General features: G+C 71.1%; 25 protein-coding genes. 3 read left to right on the top strand and 22 right to left on the bottom strand.

The genetic code is table 11. From position 1 onward, the window contains the following. Positions 1–16: 16 nt before the first annotated feature. The 14 genes from AC07DU_RS14585 to rpsD all read right to left on the bottom strand — a co-directional run bounded on the left by AC07DU_RS14585 (position 17) and on the right by rpsD (position 13,091). A complete protein-coding gene (locus AC07DU_RS14585; protein WP_453372518.1) occupies positions 17–1,123 on the bottom strand; it encodes an aminopeptidase P family protein in 1,107 nt (368 codons plus the stop codon). A 128-nt stretch (positions 1,124–1,251) separates the two neighbouring features. Continuing rightward, positions 1,252–2,031: an AAA family ATPase gene (locus AC07DU_RS14590; protein WP_479031395.1), complete on the bottom strand. Its 780-nt coding sequence runs from the start codon at positions 2,029–2,031 to the stop codon at positions 1,252–1,254. 91 nt (positions 2,032–2,122) lie between these two features. Continuing rightward, positions 2,123–2,563: a type II 3-dehydroquinate dehydratase gene (gene aroQ / locus AC07DU_RS14595; protein ID WP_360887226.1), complete on the bottom strand. Its 441-nt coding sequence runs from the start codon at positions 2,561–2,563 to the stop codon at positions 2,123–2,125. Beyond that, positions 2,560–3,651, bottom strand: coding sequence for a 3-dehydroquinate synthase (gene aroB, locus AC07DU_RS14600; protein WP_453372516.1), 1,092 nt, complete (start codon positions 3,649–3,651; stop codon positions 2,560–2,562). Before aroB ends, aroQ begins: the two co-directional genes overlap by 4 nt. Continuing rightward, positions 3,648–4,166: a shikimate kinase gene (locus AC07DU_RS14605; protein ID WP_360887231.1), complete on the bottom strand. Its 519-nt coding sequence runs from the start codon at positions 4,164–4,166 to the stop codon at positions 3,648–3,650. Before AC07DU_RS14605 ends, aroB begins: the two co-directional genes overlap by 4 nt. Continuing rightward, positions 4,163–5,347, bottom strand: coding sequence for a chorismate synthase (gene aroC / locus AC07DU_RS14610; RefSeq protein ID WP_360887234.1), 1,185 nt, complete (start codon positions 5,345–5,347; stop codon positions 4,163–4,165). Before aroC ends, AC07DU_RS14605 begins: the two co-directional genes overlap by 4 nt. Before the next feature lie 132 nt (positions 5,348–5,479). Further along, on the bottom strand, positions 5,480–5,671 hold the full coding sequence (locus AC07DU_RS14615) for a hypothetical protein (protein WP_479031399.1): 192 nt from the start codon (positions 5,669–5,671) through the stop codon (positions 5,480–5,482). Positions 5,672–5,704: 33 nt separating this feature from the next. Beyond that, positions 5,705–6,529, bottom strand: coding sequence for a shikimate dehydrogenase (locus AC07DU_RS14620; RefSeq protein ID WP_479111638.1), 825 nt, complete (start codon positions 6,527–6,529; stop codon positions 5,705–5,707). Positions 6,530–6,535: 6 nt separating this feature from the next. Next, on the bottom strand, positions 6,536–8,245 hold the full coding sequence (gene mltG, locus AC07DU_RS14625) for an endolytic transglycosylase MltG (protein WP_479031403.1): 1,710 nt from the start codon (positions 8,243–8,245) through the stop codon (positions 6,536–6,538). A gap of 128 nt (positions 8,246–8,373) precedes the next feature. Further along, positions 8,374–8,844, bottom strand: coding sequence for a Holliday junction resolvase RuvX (gene ruvX, locus AC07DU_RS14630; RefSeq protein ID WP_453372512.1), 471 nt, complete (start codon positions 8,842–8,844; stop codon positions 8,374–8,376). A 2-nt stretch (positions 8,845–8,846) separates the two neighbouring features. Next, positions 8,847–11,516, bottom strand: a complete 2,670-nt coding sequence (gene alaS, locus AC07DU_RS14635) for an alanine--tRNA ligase (RefSeq protein WP_479111640.1) — start codon at positions 11,514–11,516, stop codon at positions 8,847–8,849. After that, a complete protein-coding gene (locus tag AC07DU_RS14640) occupies positions 11,516–11,860 on the bottom strand; it encodes a DUF6167 family protein (protein WP_479111642.1) in 345 nt (114 codons plus the stop codon). The genes alaS and AC07DU_RS14640 overlap by 1 nt, the downstream gene beginning before the upstream one ends. 7 nt (positions 11,861–11,867) lie before the next feature. Next, entirely contained in the window at positions 11,868–12,296 is a 429-nt protein-coding gene (locus AC07DU_RS14645; RefSeq protein WP_360887255.1) for a DUF948 domain-containing protein, read from the bottom strand. A gap of 183 nt (positions 12,297–12,479) precedes the next feature. After that, positions 12,480–13,091, bottom strand: a complete 612-nt coding sequence (gene rpsD, locus AC07DU_RS14650; RefSeq protein WP_008740451.1) for a 30S ribosomal protein S4 — start codon at positions 13,089–13,091, stop codon at positions 12,480–12,482. 55 nt (positions 13,092–13,146) lie between these two features. Between rpsD and AC07DU_RS14655 the strand changes: the two genes are divergently transcribed. Continuing rightward, positions 13,147–14,058: a DUF2470 domain-containing protein gene (locus AC07DU_RS14655; protein WP_479111644.1), complete on the top strand. Its 912-nt coding sequence runs from the start codon at positions 13,147–13,149 to the stop codon at positions 14,056–14,058. Positions 14,059–14,091: 33 nt separating this feature from the next. Here the strand turns inward: AC07DU_RS14655 and AC07DU_RS14660 are convergent, their stop codons facing one another. From AC07DU_RS14660 to AC07DU_RS14690, 7 genes are all read right to left on the bottom strand, one after another. Further along, entirely contained in the window at positions 14,092–14,433 is a 342-nt protein-coding gene (locus AC07DU_RS14660) for a hypothetical protein (RefSeq protein ID WP_360887262.1), read from the bottom strand. Continuing rightward, entirely contained in the window at positions 14,430–15,422 is a 993-nt protein-coding gene (locus AC07DU_RS14665; RefSeq protein WP_479031414.1) for an MvdC/MvdD family ATP grasp protein, read from the bottom strand. Before AC07DU_RS14665 ends, AC07DU_RS14660 begins: the two co-directional genes overlap by 4 nt. Further along, positions 15,419–16,660, bottom strand: a complete 1,242-nt coding sequence (locus AC07DU_RS14670; RefSeq protein ID WP_479111646.1) for a M12 family metallopeptidase — start codon at positions 16,658–16,660, stop codon at positions 15,419–15,421. Before AC07DU_RS14670 ends, AC07DU_RS14665 begins: the two co-directional genes overlap by 4 nt. Positions 16,661–16,777: 117 nt before the next feature. Then, positions 16,778–18,127 carry a replication-associated recombination protein A gene (locus tag AC07DU_RS14675; protein WP_479111648.1) on the bottom strand — a complete coding sequence of 450 codons (1,350 nt, stop codon included), beginning with the start codon at positions 18,125–18,127 and terminating at the stop codon, positions 16,778–16,780. 40 nt (positions 18,128–18,167) lie between these two features. Further along, positions 18,168–18,785 carry a vitamin K epoxide reductase family protein gene (locus AC07DU_RS14680; RefSeq protein ID WP_360887272.1) on the bottom strand — a complete coding sequence of 206 codons (618 nt, stop codon included), beginning with the start codon at positions 18,783–18,785 and terminating at the stop codon, positions 18,168–18,170. A gap of 127 nt (positions 18,786–18,912) precedes the next feature. Continuing rightward, the gene (gene hisS / locus AC07DU_RS14685) at positions 18,913–20,175 is read right to left on the bottom strand and encodes a histidine--tRNA ligase (RefSeq protein ID WP_453372506.1); all 1,263 of its coding nucleotides are present in this window, start codon (positions 20,173–20,175) and stop codon (positions 18,913–18,915) included. A gap of 10 nt (positions 20,176–20,185) precedes the next feature. Next, a complete protein-coding gene (locus AC07DU_RS14690; RefSeq protein WP_360887278.1) occupies positions 20,186–20,908 on the bottom strand; it encodes an MBL fold metallo-hydrolase in 723 nt (240 codons plus the stop codon). Positions 20,909–21,061: 153 nt separating this feature from the next. Between AC07DU_RS14690 and AC07DU_RS14695 the strand changes: the two genes are divergently transcribed. Together AC07DU_RS14695 and AC07DU_RS14700 are read left to right on the top strand one after the other, a co-directional pair. Next, complete coding sequence (locus AC07DU_RS14695) at positions 21,062–21,850, top strand: peptidylprolyl isomerase (RefSeq protein WP_360887280.1); 789 nt, start codon at positions 21,062–21,064, stop codon at positions 21,848–21,850. 189 nt (positions 21,851–22,039) lie between these two features. After that, positions 22,040–23,269, top strand: a complete 1,230-nt coding sequence (locus tag AC07DU_RS14700) for a DUF349 domain-containing protein (protein WP_453372504.1) — start codon at positions 22,040–22,042, stop codon at positions 23,267–23,269. Between the two features lie 67 nt (positions 23,270–23,336). On the opposite strand, the gene AC07DU_RS14705 is transcribed toward AC07DU_RS14700, so the two are convergent. After that, entirely contained in the window at positions 23,337–25,775 is a 2,439-nt protein-coding gene (locus AC07DU_RS14705) for a RelA/SpoT family protein (protein WP_366866786.1), read from the bottom strand. Positions 25,776–25,910 lie beyond the last annotated feature (135 nt).

Raw genomic sequence — 25,910 nt, forward strand, 5'->3', positions numbered from 1 at the left:
GGCCCGCCGCGGCGGGCTAGAGCGCGAGCAGCTCCTTGGTCGTAATGGTGAGTAGCTCGGGACCGCCGTCCGCCTCGGGGCGCACGACGAGCGTGTCATCGATCCGGACACCTCCCCGGCCCGGGAGGTGAACCCCCGGTTCGACGGTGACCGGCACGCAAGCGTCCAGTTTACCCATGGCCGTAGGTGCAAGCTGCGGGTCCTCGTCGATTTCGAGGCCGACCCCGTGTCCGGTGGACGCGGCGACGGCCTCCCCGTGGCCCGCGGAGTCCAGTACGGAGCGTGCCGCGTGGTCCACGTCGCGGTACGCGGCCCCGGGCAGCAGCGCCTCGCGCCCGGCCCGCTGGGCGGTGAAGACGAGGTCGTACAGCTGGATCTGCCAGTCCGCCGGGGTGGTGCCGATCACGAAGGTCCGGCCGATCTCGCACCGGTAGCCGCGGTAGTTGGCGCCGAGGCACACGGAGAGGAAGTCGCCCTCCTCCACCCTGCGGTCGGAGGGCCGGTGCCGGGAGCGGCCGGAGTGCGGGCCGGTGCCGACGGAGGTCGGGAAGGCGGGCCCGTCCGCCCCGTGGTCGACGAGCCGCCGCTCCAGCTCCAGCGCGAGGTGGCGTTCGGTGCGTCCCACGAGGATGGACTCCAGCAGCTCGCCGAGGGCCTGGTCGGCGATCTCCGCGGCGATCCGCAGGCAGGCGATCTCCTCCTCGTCCTTGACGAGGCGCTGCTGCTCCACGGCGTTGGCGAGGTCGGCGAGCCGCAGCTTGGGCGCCACGGAGCGCAGGGCGCGGTGCCGGGCGACGGTGAGGTGGTGCTCCTCCACCGCGAGCGAGTCCGCGCGTACGGCGGCGGCCATATCGGCGGCCGCGACGGCCGGGTCCCCGCCGGGGCCCGACAGTACGGACACTCTGAGCCGGTCGTCGAGGCGGCCCTCGTCGGCCTCTCCGGTGGGCGGGCCCGCACAGAACATCACGTCCTCGGTGGGTCCGACGAGCAGGACGGCGCCTTGCGGGGAAGCCCCGGAGAGGTAGCGGACGTTGGCCGGACGCGTGATCAGTGCGGCGGCGTTCCCCGCAGCGGCGCAGCGGTCGCGAAGCAGGCCCCGGCGGGCGGCGTACACGTCTGACATGTCTTCGAGCGTACGAGCGCTCGCGCCTCCCGGCCTGGTGAGCGCGTCCGTATGCGCGCCTCGCGCGCCGCGGCCGCGCCCCGGCGCCCGGCGACGGGCGGTCCGGCCCCGCTCGGCGGGAAGCCCCCTCAGGCCAGCGCGCGCGCCAGGGCTTCGTCGAGGGCGCGGGCCGTGCCCTCGACGTCGAGCTGGGAGTTGTCGATGATCGGCAGGCCCGAGCCGTACCAGCCGGCCATCCGGCCGTGGATCCGCGCGACCTCCTCGTCGGAGAGCCGGCGGTTGCCGGAGCGGGCCGCGTTCCGCTCCAGGACGATCTCCAGGCCGGGCAGCAGCACCACCGGCAGCAGCGCGGGGCCGACGTGCCGCCTCCAGCCGCCGAGGCCCACCACGGGCCGGTCGGGGAAGACGGCGTCGTCGAGGATGCAGGAGATCCCGTTCGCCAGGTAGTTGCGGGCGGCGAAGCCGCAGGTGCGGCGGGCGAGGCGGTACTGGGCCTCGGAGTGCTCGTTCCAGCCCGCCTGCGGGTCCGCGAAGCCGGCGCAGACCCACTCCCGTACGTCGTCCAGGCTGATGTGGGCGGTCGCCACCGGCCGGGTGCTGGCCCAGTGCCGGGCGACGGTGGTCTTGCCGGCGCCGGCCGGGCCGATCAGCAGCACGGCCAGCACGGCCCCGCCGGTTCCCGCCACCGCGGGCGGCAGCGGGATGTGCCCGGTGGCCTCCGGCACCGCGGGCACGGGGGGCACCGGGTGCGCGGGATACGCGGGCGGACCCTGCGGGTGCTGGGGCTGGGGCTGGGGCTGGGGCAGCTGCTGCGCGCCCGGCCAGCCCTGCGCCGGGGGTATCGGCGGCTGCGGGGGCGCCGCCGGGTGCTGTCCCGCCGGACCCCAGCCCCCCACTCCGTGCTGCATCCGCGCCACTCCGTCTCGTTCCGGCGACTGATGCGAGAACGTTATATGACCGCGGAGGTCAGAGCGTTCACCGGCACCGACACGCAGGGTGTCAGGCGGCGATCTCGTCCGCCAGTGCCCGCAGCGCCAGCCTGTACGAACCGATGCCGAAACCCGCCACCGTCCCGGTCGCCACGGCCGCGATGACCGAGGTGTGCCGGAACTCCTCGCGGGCGTACGGGTTCGAGATGTGCACCTCGATCAGCGGCGCGGTGCGCTGCGCCGCCGCGTCCCGCATGGCGTACGAGTAGTGGGTGAAGGCCCCGGGGTTGATGACCACGGGGATCTTCCCGTCGGCCGCCTCGTGCAGCCAGCGCACCAGCTCGCCCTCGTCGTTGGTCTCGCGGACCTCGACGTCGAAGCCGAGCTCCCCGCCCAGCGAGCGGCAGCTCTCCACCAGTCCCGCGTACGAGGTGGCCCCGTACACGTCGGGCTCGCGCGAGCCGAGCCGTCCCAGATTGGGGCCGTTCAGTACGAGGACGCGCCGGCTCACGCCGACACCTCGCCGTACGCGGCCACCAGGTGCGCCGGGTCGGGCCCCTCCAGGACCGTCGGCTTGGCCAGCCCGTCGAGGACGATGAAGCGCAGCAGGTTGCCGCGGGACTTCTTGTCGACCTGCATGGTCTGGAGCAGCTTGGGCCACTGGTCGCCGCGGTAGGTCAGGGGCAGCCCCACCGAGGCGAGCACCGCCTTGTGCCGGTCGGCCGTCGCGTCGTCCAGGCGGCCCGCGAGGCGGCCGAGCTCGGCCGCGAAGACCATGCCGACCGACACGGCGGCGCCGTGACGCCACTTGTAGCGCTCGTTCTTCTCGATGGCGTGCGCGAGGGTGTGCCCGTAGTTGAGGATCTCGCGCAGTCCCGACTCCTTGAGGTCGCTGGAGACCACGTCGGCCTTGACCTGGATGGAGCGCACGATGAGCTCGGCGGTGTGCGGGCCGGCGGGCGTACGGGCCGCCTGCGGGTCCTCCTCGATCAGGTCGAGGATCACCGGGTCGGAGATGAATCCGGCCTTGATGATCTCGGCGAGGCCGCTGACGTAGTCGTTGACCGGCAGCGAGTCCAGCGCCGCCAGGTCGCACAGCACACCGGCCGGCGGGTGGAAGGCGCCCACCAGGTTCTTGCCCTCGGCGGTGTTGATGCCGGTCTTGCCGCCGACCGCGGCGTCCACCATCGCGAGGACGGTGGTCGGTACGGCGACCCAGCGCACCCCGCGCAGCCAGGTGGCCGCCACGAAGCCCGCGAGGTCGGTGGTGGCTCCCCCGCCGACGCCGACGATCACGTCGGTGCGGGTGAAGCCGGACTGCCCGAGCGCCTTCCAGCAGTACGCCGCCACCTCGACGGTCTTGGCCTCCTCGGCGTTCGGCACCTGGATGGCGACCGCCTCGTAGCCCTGCTCGGCGAGGTCGTCGCGCAGTGCCTCACCGGTCGAGGCCAGCGCCTCGGGGTGGATCACGGCGACCCGCTGGGCCTTCGTGCCGATCAGGGTGCCGAGCTCGCCGAGCAGCTGGTGTCCGACCAGCACCTCGTACGCGTCGTGCCCGGCGCTCGCGCCGACCTGGATCCGCGTCACCTGGTCCGTCATACGTCCTTCAACTCCAGAGCGTCGAGGACCGCCTGGGCGACCTCTTCGGGGGTGCGGTCGTCGGTTGCCACGACGACGCGCGCGACTTCGGTGTACAGGGGGCGCCGGGCGTCCATCAGCTCGCGCCACTGGCGGCGCGGGTTGACGGCGAGCAGCGGGCGCGCGGCGCCGAGGCCCACGCGCCGTACGGCTTCCTCGACGTCCATCGACAGATAGGCGACGGGCAGGCCGGTCAGCAGCTTGCGCGTGCCCTCGTCGAGGACGGCGCCGCCGCCGAGGGCGAGGACTCCGGTGTGCTCGGCGACGGCGGCGGCCACCGCACGGCGCTCCAGCTCACGGAAGTACGGCTCGCCCTCGTCGACGAAGAGGTCGGAGATCTCGCGGCCCTCGGCCGCGACGATGTCGGCGTCGGTGTCCCGGTAGGGCACGCCGAGCCGTTCGGCGAGCAGCGCGCCCACGGTGGACTTGCCGGAGCCCATGGGGCCGACGAGGACGACCCGGGGTCCGCCGGTCACCGGATCTGCAGGTGGTCGAGGTACGACTGGACGTTGCGGCGGGTCTCGGGGACGGAGTCGCCGCCGAACTTCTCGACGACGGCGTCGGCCAGCACCAGGGCGACCATGGCCTCGGCGACGATGCCCGCGGCCGGCACGGCGCACACGTCGGAGCGCTGGTGGTGGGCCACCGTCGCCTCACCGGTGGCGACGTCGACGGTCGCCAGCGCGCGCGGAACGGTCGCGATGGGCTTCATCGCGGCCCGTACGCGCAGCAGTTCGCCGGTGGTCAGACCGCCCTCGGTGCCGCCGGCGCGGCCGGAGGTGCGCTTGAGGCCCTCGGGGGTGGAGACGATCTCGTCGTGCGCCTTGGAGCCGGGCACGCGGGCGAGCTCGAAGCCGTCGCCGACCTCGACGCCCTTGATGGCCTGGATGCCCATGAGCGCGGCCGCGAGACGGGCGTCCAGGCGCCGGTCCCAGTGGACGTGCGAGCCGAGGCCGACGGGGACGCCGTACGCCAGCACCTCGACGACGCCGCCGAGGGTGTCGCCGTCCTTGTGGGCCTGGTCGATCTCGGCGACCATCGCCTTGCTGGCGTCGGCGTCGAGGCAGCGCACCGGGTCGGCGTCGAGCCTGTCGACGTCGGCGGGGGTCGGGTAGACGCCGTACGGGGCCTTGGCCGCGGCCAGTTCCACCACGTGCGAGACGATCTCGATGCCGGCGACCTCCTTGAGGAAGGACCGGGCGATCGCGCCGAGGGCGACGCGGGCGGCGGTCTCACGGGCGCTGGCGCGCTCCAGGATCGGCCGGGCCTCGTCGAAGCCGTACTTCTGCATCCCGGCGAGGTCGGCGTGGCCCGGCCGCGGACGGGTCAGCGGCGCGTTGCGGCCGGTGTCCTTGAGCAGCGAGGGATCGACGGGGTCGGCCGACATGACGGTCTCCCACTTGGGCCATTCGCTGTTGCCGACCATGACCGCCACCGGGGAACCCAGCGACAGCCCGTGCCGGACGCCGCCCAGGAAGGTGATCTCGTCCTGCTCGAACTTCATCCGGGCCCCGCGGCCATAGCCGAGCCGGCGCCGGGCCAAGTGGTCGGCCACCAGCTCGGTGGTGACCGGGACGCCGGCGGGAAGCCCCTCCAGCGTCGCCACCAGTGCCGGTCCGTGCGACTCCCCGGCGGTCAGCCAACGCAACCTGCTCAACGATGCTCCTCATGCTCGCGCCTGCCAAAGCCACGGCGCGATCGGGTGCGCGGCCCGGACCCGCCTGACCCGATCCTCCCACGTCCGCAGGGGTTTACCGGGCCCCGGTCCAGCTATCGGACGCCCTGTCCATCAGGTGACCCTCCGGCCGCGGTCGCGCAGCCACGTGAACGCCGTCCACGCGACGACGGAACCGACGAGTCCGAGGAGGACCGCCTTGACCCAGAACGGCAGCCCGCCGAAAGCCACTCTGAGCAGGGAGAAGGCGAGGAAGGGAAGGTCCCACTTCGACGCGAGGATGTGATCCGTGCCTGACTCGTTCATGCCACCCCCGTTGAAAAGACGCAGGTGGAAAGCCTAACGGGCTGCGAGCGCCCGTTCCCCGGCGGCCCTCATGGCGGCCAGCGGGCCGGGCGTGCGGCCCGTCATCCGCTCCACCTGGAGCACCGCCTGGTGGACCAGGAGGTCCACCCCGCCGACGACCTTGCCGCCCTGGCGCGACCAGGCCGCGGCCAGCGGCGTCGGCCAGGGGTCGTAGAGGACGTCGAAGAGGGTCCCCGCCGCGGCCGGGACGGACGCGGCCAGGGAGTCGGTCGCACCGGCCGGGGTGGTCGCGATCACGAGCGGAGCGGCCAGCGCCTCGGCCGCCTCGGACCAGTCGGCCGTACGGACGGGGACGCCGAGCCGCTCGCCCCACTGGCGCATCTCGTCGCCGCGGGCGCGCGAGCGGACGTACGCGGTGACCTCGCCGGAGCAGATCCGCGAGAGCGCGGCGAGCGCCGAGGACGCGGTGGCTCCGGCGCCGAGGACGGCGGCGGACGGCACCTTCTCGACGCCGCGCTCGTGGAGCGCGGCGACGATGCCCGGGATATCGGTGTTGTCGCCGAGGCGGCGGCCGTCCTCGGTGAGGACGACCGTGTTGACGGCCTCGACGGCGGCGGCCGTGTCGCTGATCGCGTCCAGCAGCGGGATGACCGCCCGCTTCAGCGGCATGGTCAGCGACAGCCCGGCCCACTCGGGGCCGAGGCCGGCGACGAACCCCGGGAGCGCGGCCTCGTCGATCTCGAAGCGGTCGTACGACCAGTCGTCGAGGCCGAGCTCCTGGTAGGCGGCGCGGTGCAGCACCGGCGAGAGGGAGTGCTCGATGGGCGAACCCAGCACCGCGGCCCGTATCCGTGACATGTCCTGCTACCCGCCGTTCTTCTGCTTCTGCCGCGCGAGGAACTCGTCGGCCAGCTTCTGGTGCTCCTCGTAGGTCTTGGTGAAGGTCGTCTTGTCGCCGTCGACCGACACGAAGAACATCCAGCCACCATGATCGGGGTTGAGCGTAGCGTTCAGCGCGTCCGCGCCCGGGTTCCCGATCGGGCCGGGCGGCAGCCCCTTGACGTTGTGCGTGTTGTAGGGGTGCTCGAACGCCCGTGCTTCCTTGAGCGAGAAGTTGATGTCGCTCTTGCCCTTGATGTAGTTGTACGTCGAGTCGAATTCCAGCTTCTGGTTGGTGACGTCGTTGGTCTTCTTGAGGCGGTTGTAGACCACCTCCGCCATCTTCCGGAAGTCGTCGTGGTTCTTGCCCTCGGCGTTGACGAGGCTGGCCACGGTGACGACCTGGAGCGGGTTCTCCAGACCGAGCTCCTTCGCCTTGGCCTCGATGCCCATCTCCCCGTACTTGTCGGTCGCGTTCTTGACCATCTGCTTGAGCAGGGACTCCGGGGTGGTGTCGCTGCTGAGGTCGTAGCGCGCCGGGTACAGGAAACCTTCCAGCGGGTCGATCGCCTTCGGGTTGGCGGCCCAGGCCGGCAGGCCCATGTTCTTGGCCTCGCGCCGGGCGATCTCGTTGGTGGTGCCCTCGGGCTTGCCCAGCTTCGCGTCGATCAGCTTGTAGACCTCGGCGTTGCGCTTGCCCTCGGCGACCGTGACCACGTTCAGCTTCGACGGGTCGCTCATCACCTCGACGACCGCCGCGGCGGACATCTTCTTCTTCAGCGGGTAGACGCCCGCCTGGATGGCCTTGCCCGGGGGGAGCTTGGCGGCCGCGTCGGCGAACGCCTGGGCGCTGGCGACGACGCCGGCCTTCTTGAGGATGACGCCCATCTGGAGGAGACCCGAACCCTTGGGGATCTCGACGTCGATCGACTCGCCGGTGCCTTCGCCCGCGTAGTCCTCGGGCGCGCCGAACCGGGCCTTGATGTAGGTGTAGCCGTAGTAGCCGCCACCGCCGAGGACGCCCACGATCACGAGCGTGGCGATCAGGCAGGCGGCGCCGCTGCGCTGCTTGGCCTTGCCGCCCTTCGAACGGCCGCCCCGGCGGCCACCGCCGGCCGGGTCGCCACCGTCGTCATCGCCGTCACGGCCGCCGCCGCCGGCGAGGAAGCCGCTCTCGGCCTCCTCTTCCTCCTGCTCGACCGGTTCCGGTTCCAGGTGGCGCTGGCCGGGGGGCCGCGGCGGCGGGTAGGCCTCGGCCGTGGCGTAGAGGTCGGGGGCCTCGCCCGGGTAGCCCGGAACGGGCTGCTGGGCGTAGGGCTCCGCGCCCACGTAGGGGTCGGCCTGCACCGCGGCCATGTACGGGACCTGGCCGGTGTCCCAGCCCTCGGTGTCGTACACCGGCTGCTGGTGCTGCTGCGGGGCGTAGGCCGGCTGCTGCTCGGCGTACTGCTGCGGCTGCTGGTACTCGGGGTACTGCTGCTGCGGGTACGGCTGCTGCGGGTACTCCGCGTACTGCTGCTGCGGATACTGCTGCTGGTACTGCTGCTGCGGCTCCTGCGGGTACTCCTGCTGCGGGGCACCACCGTAGGGCGCCTGGCCCTGCTGGGTCTGGTGCCCGGTCCACCCCTGGTCCCCGTACAGGGGGTCCTCGGGGTGCCACGGTTCGGGGCCACGGCCCCGGCCATACTCAGTCATCGGTCCCCTAGAGCCGCGAGACGGAGGCCACGGATTCCGTCATCCGTGGCACCCGGGTCCGCCTCATTGACGGTGGGCGACGGCTGTTCGAATGCCGTCTCATCGCGCGGAACGTTACCGTATCGCGATCAGACAACCACTTCGACGCACTCACCGGGCGGATTACCTGATACCCGTTCGGTCTCAAGAGCGTTCTGAAGGATCACCACAGCGGCCGCCTGGTCGATGACCGCACGGCCCTTCTTTGCGTTCTTTCCCGAGGCCCGCAGGCCCTGGGCGGCGGTGACCGTGGTCATCCGCTCGTCCACCAGACGGACCGTCACCGGCTTGATGCCCTTGGCGAGTTCGTTCGCGAAGGCGCGCACCTTCACCGCGGCCGGCCCCTCCCGTCCGCTGAGCGAACGGGGCAGGCCGACCACGACTTCCAGGGGCTCGTACTCCTCGACGAGCTGCCGCAGCCGCCGGTGGGCGAAGGGAATGTCCCGGCCCGGGACGGTCTCCACCGGTGTGGCCAACACCCCATCGGGGTCGCACGAGGCGACCCCGATCCGGGCGTCACCGACATCGATGGCCAGCCGGCGGCCACGGCGCAGCGTCATCGTCAGGCCGTCTCGACGACGAGACGCTCGACCGCGGCGATGGCCTCGGGGATGGCGGCCGGGTTCTGGCCACCGCCCTGGGCGACGTCCGGCTTGCCGCCACCGCCGCCCCCGAGGGTCTTGGCGGCCGTACGGACCAGGTCGCCGGCCTTGAGACCGCGCTCGCGGGCGGCCTCGTTGGTGGCGATGACGGTCAGCGGACGGCCGCCCGCCACGGTGAACAGGGCGACGACGGCCGGGCGGTCGCCCTGGATGCGGCCGCGGACGTCGAGGACCAGCTTGCGCAGGTCGTCGGCGCCGGTGCCGTCCGGCACCTGGCCGACGACGAGGGCGACGCCGTGGATGTCCTGCGCGTTGGCGGCGAGACCGGCGGCGGCCTGGAGGACCTTCTCCGCGCGGAACTTCTCGATCTCCTTCTCGGCGTCCTTCAGCTTGCCGAGCATGGAGGCGATCTTCTCCGGCAGCTCCTCGGGACGGCCCTTGACTAGCTCCTGGAGCTGGGCGACGACCGTGTGCTCCTTGGCCAGGAAGTTGTAGGCGTCCACGCCGACGAGCGCCTCGACACGGCGTACGCCCGAGCCGATGGAGGACTCGCCGAGCAGCTTCACCAGACCCAGCTGGGCGGTGTTGCCGACGTGCGTGCCGCCGCACAGTTCCTTGGAGAAGTCCCCGATGGTCACGACGCGCACGCGCTCGCCGTACTTCTCGCCGAATTCGGCGATGGCGCCCTGCTTCTTCGCCTCGTCGATGCTCATGATCTCGGCGGTGACGTCGAGCTCACGGGAGAGCACGTCGTTGATCTTCTGCTCGACGTCGGTGAGGACCGAGCCGGGGACGGCGTTCGGCGAGCCGAAGTCGAAGCGGAAGCGGCCGGGGCTGTTCTCGGAGCCGGCCTGGGCGGCCGTCGGGCCGAGGGCGTCGCGCAGCGCCTGGTGGGTCAGGTGCGTGGCCGAGTGGGCACGGGCGATGGCCCGGCGGCGGTGGACGTCGATGGCGGCGTACGCGGAGGCGCCCACCGTCACCTCGCCGACCTGGACGGAGCCCTTGTGCACGGAGACGCCCGGGACCGGCTGCTGCACGTCGCGGACGACGATGACGGCGCCGGAGTCGAGCTTGATGCGGCCCTGGTCGGCGAGCTGGCCGCCGCCCTCGGCGTAGAAGGGGGTGCGGTCGAGGACGACCTCGACCTCGTCGCCCTCGGAGGCGGCGGGCGCGGAGACGCCGTTGACCAGCAGGCCGACGATGGTGGACTCGCCCTGGGTCGTGGCGTAGCCGGTGAACTCGGTGGCGCCGGAGCCGTCGGCGATCTCCCGGTACGCGGACATGTCCGCGTGGCCGGTCTTCTTGGCCTTGGCGTCGGCCTTGGCGCGGTCGCGCTGCTCCTGCATGAGCCGGCGGAAACCGGACTCGTCCACGGAGAGGCCCTGCTCGGCGGCCATCTCCAGGGTGAGGTCGATCGGGAAGCCCCAGGTGTCGTGGAGCAGGAACGCCTTGTCACCGGAGAGGACGGTGCCGCCGGCGGCCTTGGTCTCGGTCACGGCGGTGTCGAGGATGTTCGTGCCACCCTTGACGGCCTTGAGGAAGGCGGCCTCTTCGGCGAGCGCGACGGTCTCGATGCGCTTGCGGTCGGTGACGAGTTCCGGGTACTGCTGCCCCATCGTGTTGATCACGACGTCGACGAGGTCCTGCACGACCGGACCCGTGGCACCCATGAGGCGCATGTTGCGGATGGCGCGGCGCATGATGCGGCGCAGCACGTAGCCGCGGCCCTCGTTGCCGGGGGTGACGCCGTCGCCGATGAGCATGACGGAGGTGCGGATGTGGTCGGCGACCACGCGCATCGACACGTCGGTCGACTGGGCGGCGCCGTACTGCACGCCGGTCAGCTCGGTGGCCTTGTCCATGACCACGCGCAGGGTGTCGGTCTCGTACATGTTCTGCACGCCCTGCAGGATCATCGCGAGGCGTTCGAGGCCGAGGCCGGTGTCGATGTTCTTCGACGGCAGGTCGCCGAGGATCGGGAAGTCCTCCTTCCCGTCGCCGGCGCCGCGCTCGTACTGCATGAAGACCAGGTTCCAGATCTCCACGTAGCGCTCGTCGTTGACGGCCGGGCCGCCCTCGACGCCGAACTCGGGACCGCGGTCGTAGTTGATCTCCGAGCAGGGGCCGCAGGGACCCGGGACGCCCATGGACCAGAAGTTGTCCTTCTTGCCTAGGCGCTGGATGCGCTCGGCGGGGACGCCGATCTTCTCGCGCCAGATCTGCTCGGCCTCGTCGTCGTCGAGGTAGACCGTGATCCACAGCTTCTCGGGCTCAAGGCCGTAGCCACCGTCCGCCACGGAGCTGGTCAGCAGCTCCCAGGCGTACGAGATGGCGCCTTCCTTGAAGTAGTCGCCGAAGGAGAAGTTGCCGCACATCTGGAAGAACGTGCCGTGGCGGGTGGTCTTGCCGACCTCTTCGATGTCCGGCGTACGGACGCACTTCTGCACGCTGGTGGCCCGGGGGGCCGGGGGCTTGGTCTCGCCGAGGAAGTACGGCTTGAACGGGACCATGCCCGCGTTGACCAGCAGCAGAGTCGGGTCGTCCGCGATGAGCGACGCCGAAGGGACGACGGTGTGACCGCGCTCCTCGAAGAAGCTCAGCCAGCGGCGGCGAATTTCAGCCGACTCCATCAGTGGTCCTCATTCCGGTCGTACGAAAACTTAGGTCGGTAGGTCGTCTTGTCGTTCTCGATGGCCCGCAGCCGCCGCGGCCCGGGAAGGGCGGTGACGTTGTCGGACCGATCGGGGTCCTGGCGCAGCCCCAGCGCATCGTTCAGCTCGTCCTCGCGCTGCGTCATTCCCGCCTTGACGTCGAGGGCGAAGTCCTTGAGACGGTGTCCCGCCTCCACGGCCTTGTCGGCCGCCTGGGCTGCCAGGCTCTCCGGCGTCAGCTTCTTGAGCTGGCGGTTGACCTTGGTGGTGGCCCACACGCCGGCGGCTGCGCCTGCGGTGAACCAGAAGGCTCGGCGGAACATGGCGGTCTCAGCCCTTCTGCTTCCGGCGCCGGGCCGCCGGCACCGTACGGCCGACGATCACGGTACGTCGGGTCTTCTTCGCGGGCACGTCGTCCGTCCGGCCCAGCGCCTTGCGGACGCCGTAGCCGAAGGCCGCGACCTTCACCAGGGGGCCGCCGAAGGCGGAGGCCACGGTGGAGGACAGCGCGGAGGCGTTGGACGTGACCTCCTGGACGTCGCTCGCGATGGCGTCGACCCGGTCGAGCTGGGTGCGCGCGGAGCGGACGGTGGTGGAGGCGTCGGCCAGCAGCGGCACCGCCTGGTCGGTCACGTCGGCGACCAGCTTGGTGGTCGCCCTGAGTACCTGGGCCAGCCTCGCCAGCACCACGGCGAGGAAGGAGATCAGGATGGCCCAGAAGACGGCCACGATGATCCCGGCCACCTCTACTCCGGACACGTCACACCGCTCTCTGTCTGTACCTGAACTTCTGACTGTACTGATGCCTGCGCATGGCCCTTCGACCCTATCGCGCCAGGGATCCCCGGCCGTACCGGAATTCCGGTACGGCCGGGGATACAGGAAACCCGCCGCCCCCCGGAGGGGACAGCGGGTTGACCAGTCGGTGAGACTAGGCCTGCATCAGCGGGCGTAGTACTCGACGACGAGCTGCTCGTCGCAGATGACCGGGATTTCCTTGCGGTTCGGGTCGCGGTCCAGGCGGAAGGCCAGGGCCTTCAGGTTGACCTGCAGGTAGCGCGGGGTCTCGCCCTCGCCTGCGTAGCCACCCTCACGGGCAACCTGGAACGGAACCTTCTCGCGGCTGCGCTCGCGAACGGTGATGACGTCGTCCGGGCGGACACGGAACGACGGCTTGTCGACCTTGTCACCGTTGACCTCGATGTGGCCGTGAACGACCATCTGGCGCGCCTGGTAGATGGTGCGGGCGATGCCCGAACGCAGGACCAGGGCGTCGAGGCGACGCTCGAGCTCGACGACGAGCGCCTCGCCCGTCTTGCCTTCGGCCTTCTTCGCGCGGTCGTAGGCGCGAGCCATCTGGCGCTCAGAGATGTCGTACTGGGCGCGCAGACGCTGCTTCTCGAGCAGACGAACCTTGTAGTCCGAGTTCTGCTTGCGGCCACGGCCGTGCTCGCCCGGCGGGTAGGGGCGGGCCTCGAAGTACTTGACGGCCTTCGGGGTCAGCGCAATGCCGAGGGCACGCGACTTCTTGACCTTGGGTCGCTTCTGGTTCACGTGGAACCTACCTCCATGTAAGTTAGGTGAGGCTTACCTTAGCGAGGAGGACGTAATGTCTCGACCACATGGGATCCCCCTGCCCAGTGCGCGTCGAAGTTCAGATTCCAACGAAACGGAATCTGCTTTCGACGACGATAAGCAAGGTCAGCCGCGTCCCAGGGAAGGCGTTCGGCAGCTCACCGGAGCCGAACGCGTACGAACCCTCGTAGAGTCCAACGCCTCAGTATCCCTCACGCTGCTCGGTGCTCATGACCAGGCGGAGTTCGGGACGGGGATGCCGGCCGCACGGACCGTCACCCCGGACGGGGACGTGATTCTCCTTGTTTCCGGGGAATCCGCGGCTGCCAGGGCAGCCGCTCACGCCCAGGACGACGACCTCACCGCCGTGATCGAGATCACGGACGTGGCGCCGGTGTCCGTGCCCCATCGTATCCGAGGTCGCGCCTGGCTCGCCGGGTGGCTGACACCGGTGCGCGGGACCGACCGGGCGGCCTGCGCGACCCTGCTCGCTGAGCGCCATCCGGTGGGTGAGCTGCTGGCGATGGCCGACTTCCCCGAGGGCCCCCGCGCCGCCCGGTACTCCGGCCGGCCGGCCTGGATGCTGCTGCGCCTGGAGGTCGGCGAGATCTCGGTGGACGACCTGTGGGGCGCCGAGCACGTCGCCCCCGAGGATCTGGCCGCGGCGCAGCCGGACCCGATGGTCGCGCACGAGACGGAGCTGCTCCAGCACCTGCACTCCGCCCACGGCGACCGGATCGGCGAGCTGTGCGGCCTGCTCGGCTCCCGCGAGGCGGGGGGCCCGGCCGCCGTCCCGCTCGCCCTGGACCGGCTCGGCCTGCGCGTGCGCTTCTCCGGCGGCGCCGCCGGCACCTTCGACGCCCGCTTCGACTTCCCGGAGCCGGTGACCGACATCTGCGGCCTACGCCGCGCGATGCGCGCCCTCTTCTCGGCCGCGGGCCACTGAGGGCGGGCACCCGGCGGTCGGGCGCCGCGCACCTCACACGCAGGCCACCGGGGCGAGCAGTTCCTGCGCGGAACCCGGGACGACGGGCACGGACTGGGTATTGATCAAGTCGCCCGGTTCCACGGTGCCCGTGCCGGAGAAGTCGACGTGGATCCGCAGTCCGTAGGAGGCGGTGGGATCGAGATCGGGCACCTGCACCCCGAAGGGGACGCGGCCGTCCGGCGCCAGTGGGACGTCGGTCTGGACCTGCGCTCCCACAACGGTGGAGGGCTCGTCGGCGCGGGAGACGTTCCGGACCTCCACCAGGAGACGAGCCGCCACCGCCGAGGGCGCGTCGGGGGGCATGGTCACGAAGCCCCGCACGGTGCCGGTCATGCGGTCCTGCCCGCCACCAGCCGCCGCGACGGCGCGGCCGGGTCCTGGTCGTCGATCCGGGACAGGAGCGCGGCGACTTCGCGTGTGATCGGAAGCCCTGTCCGCTCCTCTACGAAGAGCCACTGCCCCGCCGGATTGACCTCGAAGAACACGTACTGCCCATCGGGGCGCCTGCGCAGGTCCACGGCCCCGTACACCAGGCCGAGGCCGCGCATGAGGCGCAGGAGGGTCCGGGTGAGTGACGCGGGGAGCGTCACCGGCCGCACCACGGCCTCACCGACCACCATCCGCATGTCGACCGGGTAGCTCGTGGCCGAGGCGTCGATCTCGGCCGCGAAGACGCGATCGCCGACCACGGTCACCCGCAGGTCCGCTCCGGACACGAACTCCTGGAAGATCACCGGGGCGTAGCGGACGGAGTCCAGCTGGTCCAGGTCCTCCCGGCGGACGAGCCGGGTCTCCCGCCAGGCGTCTTCCGCGGCGGCGACGAAGGCCTTGAAGACGGTCCGTCCGACGCCCACCTCCTCGATGAACCGGCGCGCCCGCTCCGGCTCGTTGGTGACCAGGGTGCGCGGCAGCGTCAGACCGACGCGGCGCGCGACCTCCCACTGGTACGGCTTGTGGTGGGCCATCCCGTCCAGTGAGGGGGGGTTGACCCAGGTACAGCCGAGCGAGTGGAACAGTCCGTGCAGGGCCTGACCCGTCTCGCCGGCCGCGAAGTGCCGGTCCCGGGCCGTGCCCAGCGCTCCGTCGACGGTGAACGGGCGCACCCGCCGCCACCAGGCGACCCGGCACCGGTCGAGCCGGATGCGCCCGGTGGGCGGGGTCAGCGTGTGGACCGGCGCCCCGCCCGCGGCGTACTCGAGGGTGATCGCGCCGCGGGCGGGGAAGTCGGCCAGGTCGATGCGGACCACTTCGCGGCCGTCCGACTCCAGCCGTCGGATGACCCCGAGGGCGTGGTCCTCGTCGTAGGAGACGACCAGGATCATCGGGCGGGACCGGCGCCACCGGCGAACAGCGTTCCCAGCTGGGACACGAGACTGTTCTGGTTGTTCACCGCGGCCGACACGCTCTGCTGGAGCGCGGCCACGAGCTGGGTGAGCTGGCGCACCTGCTCGGCCAGCCCGTCGCCCTGACCGCCGGTCAAGGCGGGTGCCTGGTGCGGAGTGGCCAGGACGAAGGGGGCACCGACCGGCTGGGTCAGCCCGTCCAGAGGAGGGGCCTTGGGGATGTCGAGGACGGGGTCCTTGATCGGGTCCTTGCCGGGGCCCTTCATGTCGAAGACGGGGTCCTTGACGGGTTCCTTGAAGGTGGACGGCGCCGGGTACATCGCGTGGACTCCGTCGATGTCGCCCTGGGACAGACCGCTGCGCTGTCCCATGACCACGCCCGGGGGCAGCGGCTGCCGCGCGACGATGGTCGGCTTGGTGTCGTCGATGGCGAACGCACCGGGCTGGTAGTGCATGATCGAGCCGTAGTCGTAGGGCCCGAGGTCGTCGCCGTCGGTGACGTGCCGGAGGAAGTTGTGCTGCATGGCCGGGTCGATGTTCGAGAACACGATCTCGACGAACTGGTCGCGGTCCTCGCGGCTCTGCTCGTGCCACAGGCCCACCGTGTGGCCGATCTCGTGAATGGCGTTGCCGGTGGAGCACTGGGGGCCCAGGGTGACGAGCTGCCGGCCGCCCTGGCGGCCGACGTTCGACGAGCAGCCGCCGCCCGGGACGAAGCTCACGAAATTCGTGTCGGAAGCCGTTCGCGGGACGAACCGGATACGGGTGTGGGCCTGCCAGTGCGCGATCGCGTCCGTGACGCGCTGCGGGTTGGGCAGGGCGGGGTCGATCTCGAAGGGAACGGTGGCGTTCGGCCAGCGGAACTGCGGGCCGGTGATGCCCACCGAGTGGAGCAGCGGGGCGTCCGTCGCGGCCGGGTCCCGCAGCTCATTCACGCTGCCGAGGATGATGTCGCCCTCGAACACCGCCATCCCGTCCACGTCGGCGTACGGGAGGCCCTTGGCCCGGAACGTCTCGCCGGACACCAGCGCGGTGCCGGCCAGGGGGCCGGACCGGTACTCACCGGATCCGACGACGCCGCCGGGCTCCCCGGTGGCGGGTCTCTTGCGCCCGGCGGTCTTCTTGCCTGCGGCGGTCTTCTTGCCTGCAGCGGTCTTCTGGCCTGCGGCGGTCTTCTTCGTACCGATGCGGTGGGGCTCGGCCGGAGTCGGGCTCATGGTGCACCTCGATGCGCGGAGTGGGCTTGACCGCTGCCATCCGTTCCACGGGCGGCGCCCCTCTACCCATCCGGCAGGACCATTCGGCTGCGTCACCCCCAGCCTGCCGGCGCACCTTCAGGCTCCGCGCAGCCGTTCCCGGACCTTCTCCACCACGTCCGCGTACCGGGCCTCCGCGCCGTAGCGCGTGGGCTCGTAGTACCGCTTGCCGTGGATCTCGTCCGGTGCGTACTGCTGCGCGGCGATCGCGCCGGGCACGTCGTGCGGGTAGACGTATCCCTGCGCGTGCCCCAGCTTCGCCGCGCCCTTGTAGTGCCCGTCGCGCAGGTGCGGGGGGACCGGGCCCGACAGGCCGGCCCGTACGTCGGCCAGCGCCGCGCCGATCGCGGTCGTGGCGGTGTTCGACTTCGGGGCCAGCGCCAGCGCGATCGTCACGTGCGAGAGGGTCAGGGCGGCTTCCGGGAAGCCGATCATCGCGACCGCCTGGGCAGCGGCCACCGCGAGCGGCAGGGCCGCCGGGTCCGCCAGGCCGATGTCCTCGCTCGCCGAGATCATCAGGCGGCGCGCGATGAACCGGGGGTCCTCCCCCGCTTCGATCATCCGTGCCAGATAGTGCAGCGCCGCGTCCACGTCCGAGCCGCGGATCGACTTGATCAGCGCGCTCGCCACGTCGTAGTGCTGGTCGCCGTCCCGGTCGTAGCGGACGGCGGCGCGGTCGACCGCCTCCTCCACGGTCTGGAGGCTGATCTCCTCCTCGCCCTTGGCGATGGCCGCCCCGGCGCCGGCCTCCAGTGCCGTGAGCGCCCGCCGGGCGTCGCCGCCGGCGATCCTCAGCAGGTGGGCCTCGGCGTCGGCCGGCAGGGACACGGCGCCGCCCAGGCCCCGCTCCTCCGTCAGCGCGCGCCGCATCAGGGCGCTCAGGTCCTCGTCCGTCAGCGGTTCCAGCGTGAGCAGCAGCGAACGCGACAGCAGCGGGGAGATGATCGAGAAGTACGGGTTCTCCGTGGTCGCCGCGATCAGCGTCACCCAGCGGTTCTCGACGGCCGGGAGCAGGGAGTCCTGCTGCGCCTTACTGAAGCGGTGGATCTCGTCGAGGAACAGGACGGTCTCCTTGCCGTACCCGCCGGCCGCGCGCCGTGCGCCCTCGATGACGGCCCGTACTTCCTTGACGCCCGCAGTGATCGCGGAGAGCTCCACGAAACGCTTCTGCGTGGCCTGGCTGACCACATAGGCCAGCGTGGTCTTCCCGGTGCCGGGCGGGCCCCACAGGATCACCGACGAGGCACCGGCCGGGCCTCCGGCCCCTTCCCCGACCAGCCGCCGCAGCGGTGAGCCCGGCTTCAGCAGGTGCTGCTGGCCGACGACCTCGTCCAGGGTGCGCGGGCGCATTCGGACGGCGAGGGGCGAGCTCGCGGGGTTCTTCTCCTGGCGGTCCTCGGCAGCGGCGGTGAACAGGTCTGGTTCCACACCGGAAGCCTATGCGAGCCCACTGACAGGCCGGCCGCCGTCAGGAGGTCCAGAAGTCCCACCAGCGGGTCAGGATGAGCATCCCGATGATCCCGACGTGCAGCACCGGCAGGACCCAGGTGAACTCGTCGACGAAGCCCTTGAGCCAGCCGGGAGCCGGCAGCAGCCCCTGGCGCAGGTTGTGGGCGGTGACGTACCAGAACATGAAGATCGTGGCGACCCAGGCCAGGCAGCACCACAGGCACAGCGAGTTGATGCTGTAGAGCGACTGGTACATGAGCCAGGCGCAGAAGACGACGCCGAAGAGCATGCCGGCGTTCAGCGTCAGCCAGTACCAGGGGCGGAACCGGGCCCCGGCCAGCAGGCTCATGCCGACGCAGATCACGATCCCGTAGGAGACCAGTCCGAGCATCGGGTTCGGGAAGCCGAAGACGGACGCCTGGTCGCTCTTCATGATGTTGCCGCAGGAGACGATCGGGTTCAGGCTGCAGCCCGGCGTGAAGTTCGGGTCCTCCAGCAGCTTGAACTTGTCGATCGTGATGACCCAGGCGGCGAGCAGGCCCGCAGCTCCCGTGATCACCAGGAGCAGGGCCAGGGCCCGGCTTCCCCCGGCGGCCGTCCTCGGGGCGGTGTCCGTGTCCGTAGCTCGTGTCGTCATACCGCCCGCTCCGCATCTGCAAGGTCAACAAGCACCGGCCATTGTGCCGCATGTACCTGTGAAAGGGCGGGGCCGGGGAAACATCCCCGGCCCCGCCCCGTCCCTGCCGTACCGGGCCCAGCCCGCGTCAGGCCAGGCGCGCCCGGACCGTGTCGACCAGTTCGGCGACCGGCACGGCCGCCTGGTCGCCGGACTCCATGTCCTTCAGCTGCACGACGCCCTCGGCGAGATCGCGCTCGCCGGCGACCACGGTGAACCGCGCGCCCGAGCGGTTGGCGTCCTTCATCGCACCCTTGAGGCCCTTGCCCCCGTAGCTGAAGTCCGCGGCCACCCCGGCCTTGCGCAGCTCGGTGACCGCGCCGAACAGAAGGCGCCGCGCCTCGGCTCCGATCGCCACGGCGAACACGTCCGTCGTGGCCGGGATGTCCAGTGCCACGCCCTCGGCCTCCAGCGCCAGGACCGTACGGTCGACGCCCAGCGCCCAGCCGACCGACGGCAGCGCCGGTCCGCCGATCATCTCGGACAGGCCGTCGTACCGGCCGCCGCCGCCCACCGCGGACTGCGAGCCCAGACCGTCGTGGACGAACTCGAAGGTGGTGCGGGTGTAGTAGTCCAGGCCGCGCACCAGCTTCTCGTCGTCCTCGAAGACCACCCCGGCGGCCGTGATCAGCTCACGGACCTCCTCGTGGTACGCCTTGCAGGCGTCGCACAGGTAGTCGCGGAGCATGGGCGCGCCCACGAGCTGCTTCTGGACGTCGGCCCGCTTGTCGTCGAGGACGCGCAGCGGGTTGATCTCGGCCCGGCGGACGGTCTCCTCGTCCAGGTCGAGCCCGCTCAGGAAGGCCTGCAGCGCCTCCCGGTACACCGGGCGGCACTCCTTGTCGCCCAGCGAGTTCAGGAGGATCCGGAAGTTGCGCAGGCCGAGCGTGCGGTACGCCTGGTCGGCCAGGATGATCAGCTCGGCGTCCAGGGCCGGGTCCTCGGCGCCGATCGCCTCGGCACCGACCTGCGAGAAGTGGCGGTAGCGGCCCTTCTGCGGGCGCTCGTAGCGGTAGTACGAGCCGGAGTACCAGAGCTTGACCGGCAGGCCGCCGGCCTTGTGGAGGTTGGCCTCCAGCGCCGCGCGCAGCACGGAGGCGGTGCCCTCCGGGCGCAGGGCGAGGTTGGCGCCGCCCTTGGTGGTGAGGGTGTACATCTCCTTCGTCACGATGTCGGTGGACTCACCGACACCGCGCGCGAAGAGGTCCACGTCCTCGAAGCCCGGCGTCTCGACGTACCCGTAGCCGGACGTGCGCAGCGGGCCGGAGATCGCCTCGCGCACGGCCAGGTACTTGGCCGAGTACGGCGGGATCAGGTCGTACGTGCCCTTGGGGGCCTTGAAGGTGCTCACGGGTCTCTCGTCACATTCCTCGTCGTGGAGCGGGCGCGGCACCACTGGGGTTCGCTCCCAGGCCGGCGGCGACCTCCCGCAGGAACGGGTTGGTCGCGCGCTCGCGGCCGATGGTGGTCTGGGGACCGTGGCCGGACAGCACCACGGTGGAGTCGTCGAGCGGCAGGCACACGCGGCCCAGCGATGCGAGCATCTCGGCGTGGGAGCCGCCGGGCAGGTCGGTGCGGCCGATGGAGCCGGCGAAGAGCAGGTCGCCCGAGAAGAAGACCGGCGGGACGTCGGCCAGCTCGGGCATCCGGAAGGTCACCGACCCCTTGGTATGCCCCGGCGCGTGCGCCACGGAGAAGTCCATTCCGGCCAGCTTCAGGGCGGCGCCGTCGGCCAGCTCGCGGACGTCGTCCGGCTCTCCCACGGTCAGCTCGCCCATGAGGGGCATCCCGATGGAGCGGCCGAGGGCCTTCTCCGGGTCGCTCATCATGTAGCGGTCCTCGGGGTGGATCCAGGCCGGTACGTCGTGTGCTCCGCACACCGGGACCACCGAGGCCACATGATCGATGTGGCCGTGGGTCAGCACGACCGCGACGGGCTTGAGCCGGTGCTTCTTCAGCGTCTCCTCGACACCCTGGGCGGCCTGGTGGCCCGGGTCGACGATGACGCACTCCTCACCGGCGGCGGGGGCGACCACGTAACAGTTGGTCCCCCAAGCTCCTGCGGGGAACCCGGCAATCAGCACGTTCGTCCTCAATCGTCGTCCGGCGGGAGGCTGCAGATCGGAATGCTGCTGCTCAGAGCCTACCGGCGCCCCTCATTACACAGCGAACCCATATACGGTACGGCCTATCCCAGCCCGGACAGCAGTACCAACCACGCACAAGGAGACGACCCGGTGGTCACGAGCGATCAGCGGCGGCGACAGCTCGCCAAGGAGAAGTACGAGCGCCAGCAGAAGCGGCGGGCCGAGGCCCGGCAGAAGGCCCGTCGGCGCGCGGCCGTGATCGGCGCGGCGGTGGCCGTGGTGGTCGCGACGCTGGTCGGCCTGATCGTGGGCGGCGTCTTCGACAAGGACAAGAAGGACCAGGCGGCGGACCCGTCGGCGAACCCGTCGTCCTCGGCGTCGCCCAAGCCCAAGCAGTCCCCCTCGCCGGAGATGGCGATCGACCAGAAGGCGAAGTACACCTTCGCCCTGAAGACGAGCGCGGGCGACATCACCTTCACGATGGACGCGGCGAAGACCCCGCAGACCGTGAACTCCTTCAAGTCCCTCGCGGACAAGGGCTACTTCGACAACACGAAGTGCCACCGGCTGACGGCCGGCGGGATCTTCGTGCTCCAGTGCGGTGACCCCGAGGGCACCGGCATGGGCGGCCCCGGCTACACCATCCCCGACGAGAACCTCGACTCGCTCGGCAAGGCGAACGAGCAGGGCCAGGTCGTCTACCCGGCGGGCACGGTCGCGATGGCCAACACCGGCCAGCCCGGTTCGGGCGGCAGCCAGTTCTTCCTCGTCTACAAGGACAGCCCGCTGGCGCCGTCCTACACCCCCTTCGGCAAGATCGACGCGGCGGGCCTGAAGGTCCTGGAGGACATCGCCAAGGCCGGTACGGCCGACGGCGGCCAGGACGGTCCCCCGAAGAACGAGGTGAAGATCGAGAAGGGCACCGTCACCCAGAGCTGACGGGCCCCCGCGGCCCCGGGACCGGCCGGCCCGCCGTCCGTACGTCGAATTCCGTCGTGCGGGATGCGGACAGCCGGCCCGGCGGTCGCCTATGTTGGCGTTGTGCAGGGCGGGCGCTGCCCGCCCCAGGAAACTGTGGACGATGCCCAGGGGGTGAACCCCTCACAGGCATCAGGTGGAGGAGGCGCTGTGAGCAGCGACCCGTGGGGCCGAGTCGACGAGACGGGCACCGTGTACGTGCGTACTGCCGATGGCGAGAAGGTCGTCGGATCGTGGCAGGCGGGCACCCCTGAGGAGGCCCTGGCCTATTTCGAGCGCAAGTACGAGGGCCTGGTGGTCGAGATCGGCCTCCTCGAAAAGCGGGTGCGGACCACCGACCTGTCCGCGAAGGACGCGCAGACGGCGATCGACCACCTGCGGACGCAGGTCGACGAGCACCATGCCGTGGGCGACCTCGACGCGCTGCGCGTGCGGCTGGACAAGCTGGTCGCGACCGTGGAGTCGCGGCGCGAGGAGCGCAAGGCCCAGAAGGCCAAGCAGACGGACGAGGCCCGTGCGGCCAAGGACGCGCTGGTCGTCGAGGCCGAGCAGCTCGCGCAGAGCGACCAGTGGCGCAGTGCCGGTGAGCGGCTGCGCGCCCTGGTGGACATCTGGAAGGGCCTGCCGCGCCTGGACCGCAAGTCGGACGACGAGCTGTGGCACCGCTTCTCGCACGCCCGTTCCGCCTTCTCCAAGCGCCGCAAGGCGCACTTCGCCTCGCTGGACGCGCAGCGCGAGGACGCCCGCAAGGTCAAGGAGAGGCTGGTCGCGGAGGCGGAGGCGCTGTCGAAGTCGACCGACTGGGGTCCGACGGCCGCCCGCTACCGCGAGCTGATGGCGGACTGGAAGGCGGCGGGCCGGGCGCAGCGCGAGTCCGAGGACGATCTGTGGAACCGTTTCCGCGGTGCGCAGGACGTCTTCTTCGCGGCCCGCAGCGAGGTCTTCGCCGAGCGGGACGCCGAGCAGACGGAGAACCTGAAGCTCAAGGAGGAGCTGGCCGACGAGGCCGAGAAGCTCGTGCCGATCACGGATCTGAAGGCCGCCCGCGCCGCGTTCCGCTCGCTGAACGAGCGCTGGGAGGCCGTCGGCCACGTGCCGCGGGACGCCCGGCCGAAGGTCGAGGGCCGGATGCAGGCGGTGGAGCGGGCGATCCAGGAGGCCGAGGAGGGCGAGTGGCGTCGTACGAACCCGGAGGCGCGGGCGCGTGCGGCCGGTCTGACGGGGCAGCTCCAGGCGGCCGTCGACAAGCTGCGTGAGCAGATCGACGCGGCGCGCGCCGCGGGCAACAACGCGAAGGCCGACAAGCTGTCCCGGGAGCTGGAGGGCCGCCAGGCCCTGCTGGACCAGGCGCTGAAGGGCCTGGAGGAGTTCGGCGGCTGATCGCCGGCTCCCCGGTCACGCGCAGGGCCCCGGTACGGATCTCCGTACCGGGGCCCTGCGCGTCCTGCTACGGCCGCCGGGCCGAGGTCACGCGGTAGACGTCGTACACGCCCTCCACGCCCCGCACGGCCTTGAGGACGTGGCCGAGGTGCTTGGGGTCGCCCATCTCGAAGGTGAACCGGGAGGTGGCGACCCGGTCGCGGGAGGTCTGGACGGCCGCCGACAGGATGTTGACGTGCTGGTCCGACAGGACGCGGGTGACGTCGGAGAGCAGCCGGGACCGGTCCAGCGCCTCGACCTGGATGGCGACCAGGAAGACCGAGGACTGGGTGGGCGCCCACTCGACCTCCAGCATCCGTTCGGGCTGCTGCGAGAGGGAGTCGACGTTGACGCAGTCCGCGCGGTGAACCGATACGCCACTGCCCCGCGTGACGAACCCGATGATCGGGTCGCCCGGCACCGGGGTGCAGCAGCGGGCCAGCTTGACCCACACGTCGTCGACGCCCTTGACGACGACACCCGGGTCGGCGTTGCTGCGGCGCTTGCGGCCGCGCGCGGGCGGGATCGACTCCTCGATGTCCTCGCCGGCCGCCTCCTCACCGCCGAGGGCCGACACCAGCTTCTGGACGACTCCCTGGGCGGCCACGTGGCCCTCGCCGATCGCCGCGTACAGCGAGGAGATGTCGGGGTAGCGCATCTCGTGGGCGAGGGTGACGAGGGAGTCGCCGGTCAGGATGCGCTGGATCGGCAGGTTCTGCTTGCGCATGGCCCGCGCGATGGCGTCCTTGCCGTGCTCGATGGCCTCGTCGCGGCGCTCCTTGGAGAACCAGCCGCGGATCTTGTTACGGGCCCGAGGGGACTTGACGAAGCCCAGCCAGTCGCGGGACGGGCCGGCGCCCTCGGCCTTGGAGGTGAAGACCTCGACCAGGTCGCCGTTGTCGAGCGTCGACTCCAGCGGGACGAGGCGGCCGTTGACCCTGGCCCCTATGGTGCGGTGGCCGACCTCGGTGTGGACGGCGTACGCGAAGTCCACGGGGGTGGCGCCGGCGGGCAGCGCGATGACGTCGCCCTTGGGCGTGAAGACGAAGACCTCGTTGCGGGAGAGGTCGAAGCGCAGCGAGTCGAGGAACTCGCCCGGGTCCTCGGTCTCCTTCTGCCAGTCCAGCAGCTGGCGCAGCCAGGCCATGTCGTTGACCGTGTCGTGGCCGGCGCTGCCCTTGGCGGCCTGCGGGACGTCGGTGCGCACCTTGGAGGTGCCGGCGACGGTCTGCTGCTTGTACTTCCAGTGCGCGGCGATGCCGTATTCGGCGCGGCGGTGCATGTCGAAGGTGCGGATCTGCAGTTCGACGGGCTTGCCGCTGGGCCCGATGACCGTCGTGTGGAGCGACTGGTACATGTTGAACTTGGGCATCGCGATGTAGTCCTTGAACCGGCCGGGGACCGGGTTCCATCGCGCGTGCACGGTGCCGAGGGCGGCGTAGCAGTCCCGGACGGTGTCCACCAACACCCGGATGCCGACCAGGTCGTAGATCTCCGCGAAGTCGCGGCCGCGCACGATCATCTTCTGGTAGACGCTGTAGTAGTGCTTCGGGCGGCCCGTCACGGTGGCCTTGATCCGGGCGGCCCTGAGGTCGGCCTGCACCTCGTCGGTGACGACGGCGAGGTACTCGTCCCGCTTGGGCGCGCGCTCGGCGACCAGACGCACGATCTCGTCGTACATCTTCGGGTAGAGGATCGCGAAGGAGAGGTCTTCGAGCTCCCACTTGATGGTGTTCATGCCCAGCCGGTGCGCCAGCGGGGCGTAGATCTCAAGGGTCTCGCGGGCCTTCTTCTCCTGCTTCTCCCGCTTGAGGTAGCGCATCGTGCGCATGTTGTGCAGCCGGTCGGCGAGCTTGATGACCAGGACGCGCGGGTCCTTGGCCATCGCGACGACCATCTTGCGGACGGTCTCGGCCTGGGCGGCCTCGCCGAACTTGACCCGGTCGAGCTTGGTGACGCCGTCGACGAGCAGGGCCACGGCGTCGCCGAAGTCGCGGCGCAGGTCCTCCAGCCCGTACTCGGTGTCCTCGACGGTGTCGTGCAGCAGACCGGCCATCAGCGTGGCCGGGTCCATGCCGAGCTCGGCGAGGATCGTGGTCACCGCGAGCGGGTGGGTGATGTAGGGGTCGCCGCTCTTGCGCTTCTGGCCGCGGTGCCAGCGCTCGGCCACCTGGTAGGCCTGTTCGAGCTGGCGCAGCGTCGCCGTCTCGATCTTCGGGTCGTTGCTGCGGACTATGCGGAGCAGGGGCTCCAGTACCGGGTTGTACAGGGTCGAGCGCTGTACGCCGAGCCGGGCGAGACGGGCGCGCACCCGGTTGGAGGACCCGGCCGACTTCGCGGACGCGGGCTTGACCGGCGGCGCGGGCCGCGCGGGCGGAGCCGGCGGGGGCGTGGCGGCGGCCGCCGTGGCCTGCTCGGCCTGCGGGTCGGGCTGCGCGGCGGAGAGTGGCTGGACCTCGTCTGGCAAGAGCGCTCCTCACGGGGGTCCCCCGGGACGGAGTCCGGGGGAGGATCCGGTGCCCGTGTCCGGTCCGGATAACCCATCGTAGCGAGGGTTCGGCCCCGTCGTTGTAGCGAGGGTTCGGCCCCCTCGTTCCCCGGG

The organism is Streptomyces sp. NPDC045695 (genome assembly GCF_056432025.1).

Bases quoted from the DNA above. Each gene is read 5' to 3' on its own strand.
- AC07DU_RS14585 (WP_453372518.1), bottom strand. From the start codon at position 1,123: ATGTCAGACGTGTACGCCGCCCGCCGGGGCCTGCTTCGCGACCGCTGC.
- AC07DU_RS14590 (WP_479031395.1), bottom strand. From the start codon at position 2,031: ATGCAGCACGGAGTGGGGGGCTGGGGTCCGGCGGGACAGCACCCGGCG.
- aroB (WP_453372516.1), bottom strand. From the start codon at position 3,651: ATGACGGACCAGGTGACGCGGATCCAGGTCGGCGCGAGCGCCGGGCAC.
- AC07DU_RS14615 (WP_479031399.1), bottom strand. From the start codon at position 5,671: ATGAACGAGTCAGGCACGGATCACATCCTCGCGTCGAAGTGGGACCTT.
- AC07DU_RS14620 (WP_479111638.1), bottom strand. From the start codon at position 6,529: ATGTCACGGATACGGGCCGCGGTGCTGGGTTCGCCCATCGAGCACTCC.
- mltG (WP_479031403.1), bottom strand. From the start codon at position 8,245: ATGACTGAGTATGGCCGGGGCCGTGGCCCCGAACCGTGGCACCCCGAG.
- ruvX (WP_453372512.1), bottom strand. From the start codon at position 8,844: ATGACGCTGCGCCGTGGCCGCCGGCTGGCCATCGATGTCGGTGACGCC.
- alaS (WP_479111640.1), bottom strand. From the start codon at position 11,516: ATGGAGTCGGCTGAAATTCGCCGCCGCTGGCTGAGCTTCTTCGAGGAG.
- AC07DU_RS14640 (WP_479111642.1), bottom strand. From the start codon at position 11,860: ATGTTCCGCCGAGCCTTCTGGTTCACCGCAGGCGCAGCCGCCGGCGTG.
- AC07DU_RS14655 (WP_479111644.1), top strand. From the start codon at position 13,147: ATGTCTCGACCACATGGGATCCCCCTGCCCAGTGCGCGTCGAAGTTCA.
- AC07DU_RS14660 (WP_360887262.1), bottom strand. From the start codon at position 14,433: ATGACCGGCACCGTGCGGGGCTTCGTGACCATGCCCCCCGACGCGCCC.
- AC07DU_RS14665 (WP_479031414.1), bottom strand. From the start codon at position 15,422: ATGATCCTGGTCGTCTCCTACGACGAGGACCACGCCCTCGGGGTCATC.
- AC07DU_RS14670 (WP_479111646.1), bottom strand. From the start codon at position 16,660: ATGAGCCCGACTCCGGCCGAGCCCCACCGCATCGGTACGAAGAAGACC.
- AC07DU_RS14680 (WP_360887272.1), bottom strand. From the start codon at position 18,785: ATGACGACACGAGCTACGGACACGGACACCGCCCCGAGGACGGCCGCC.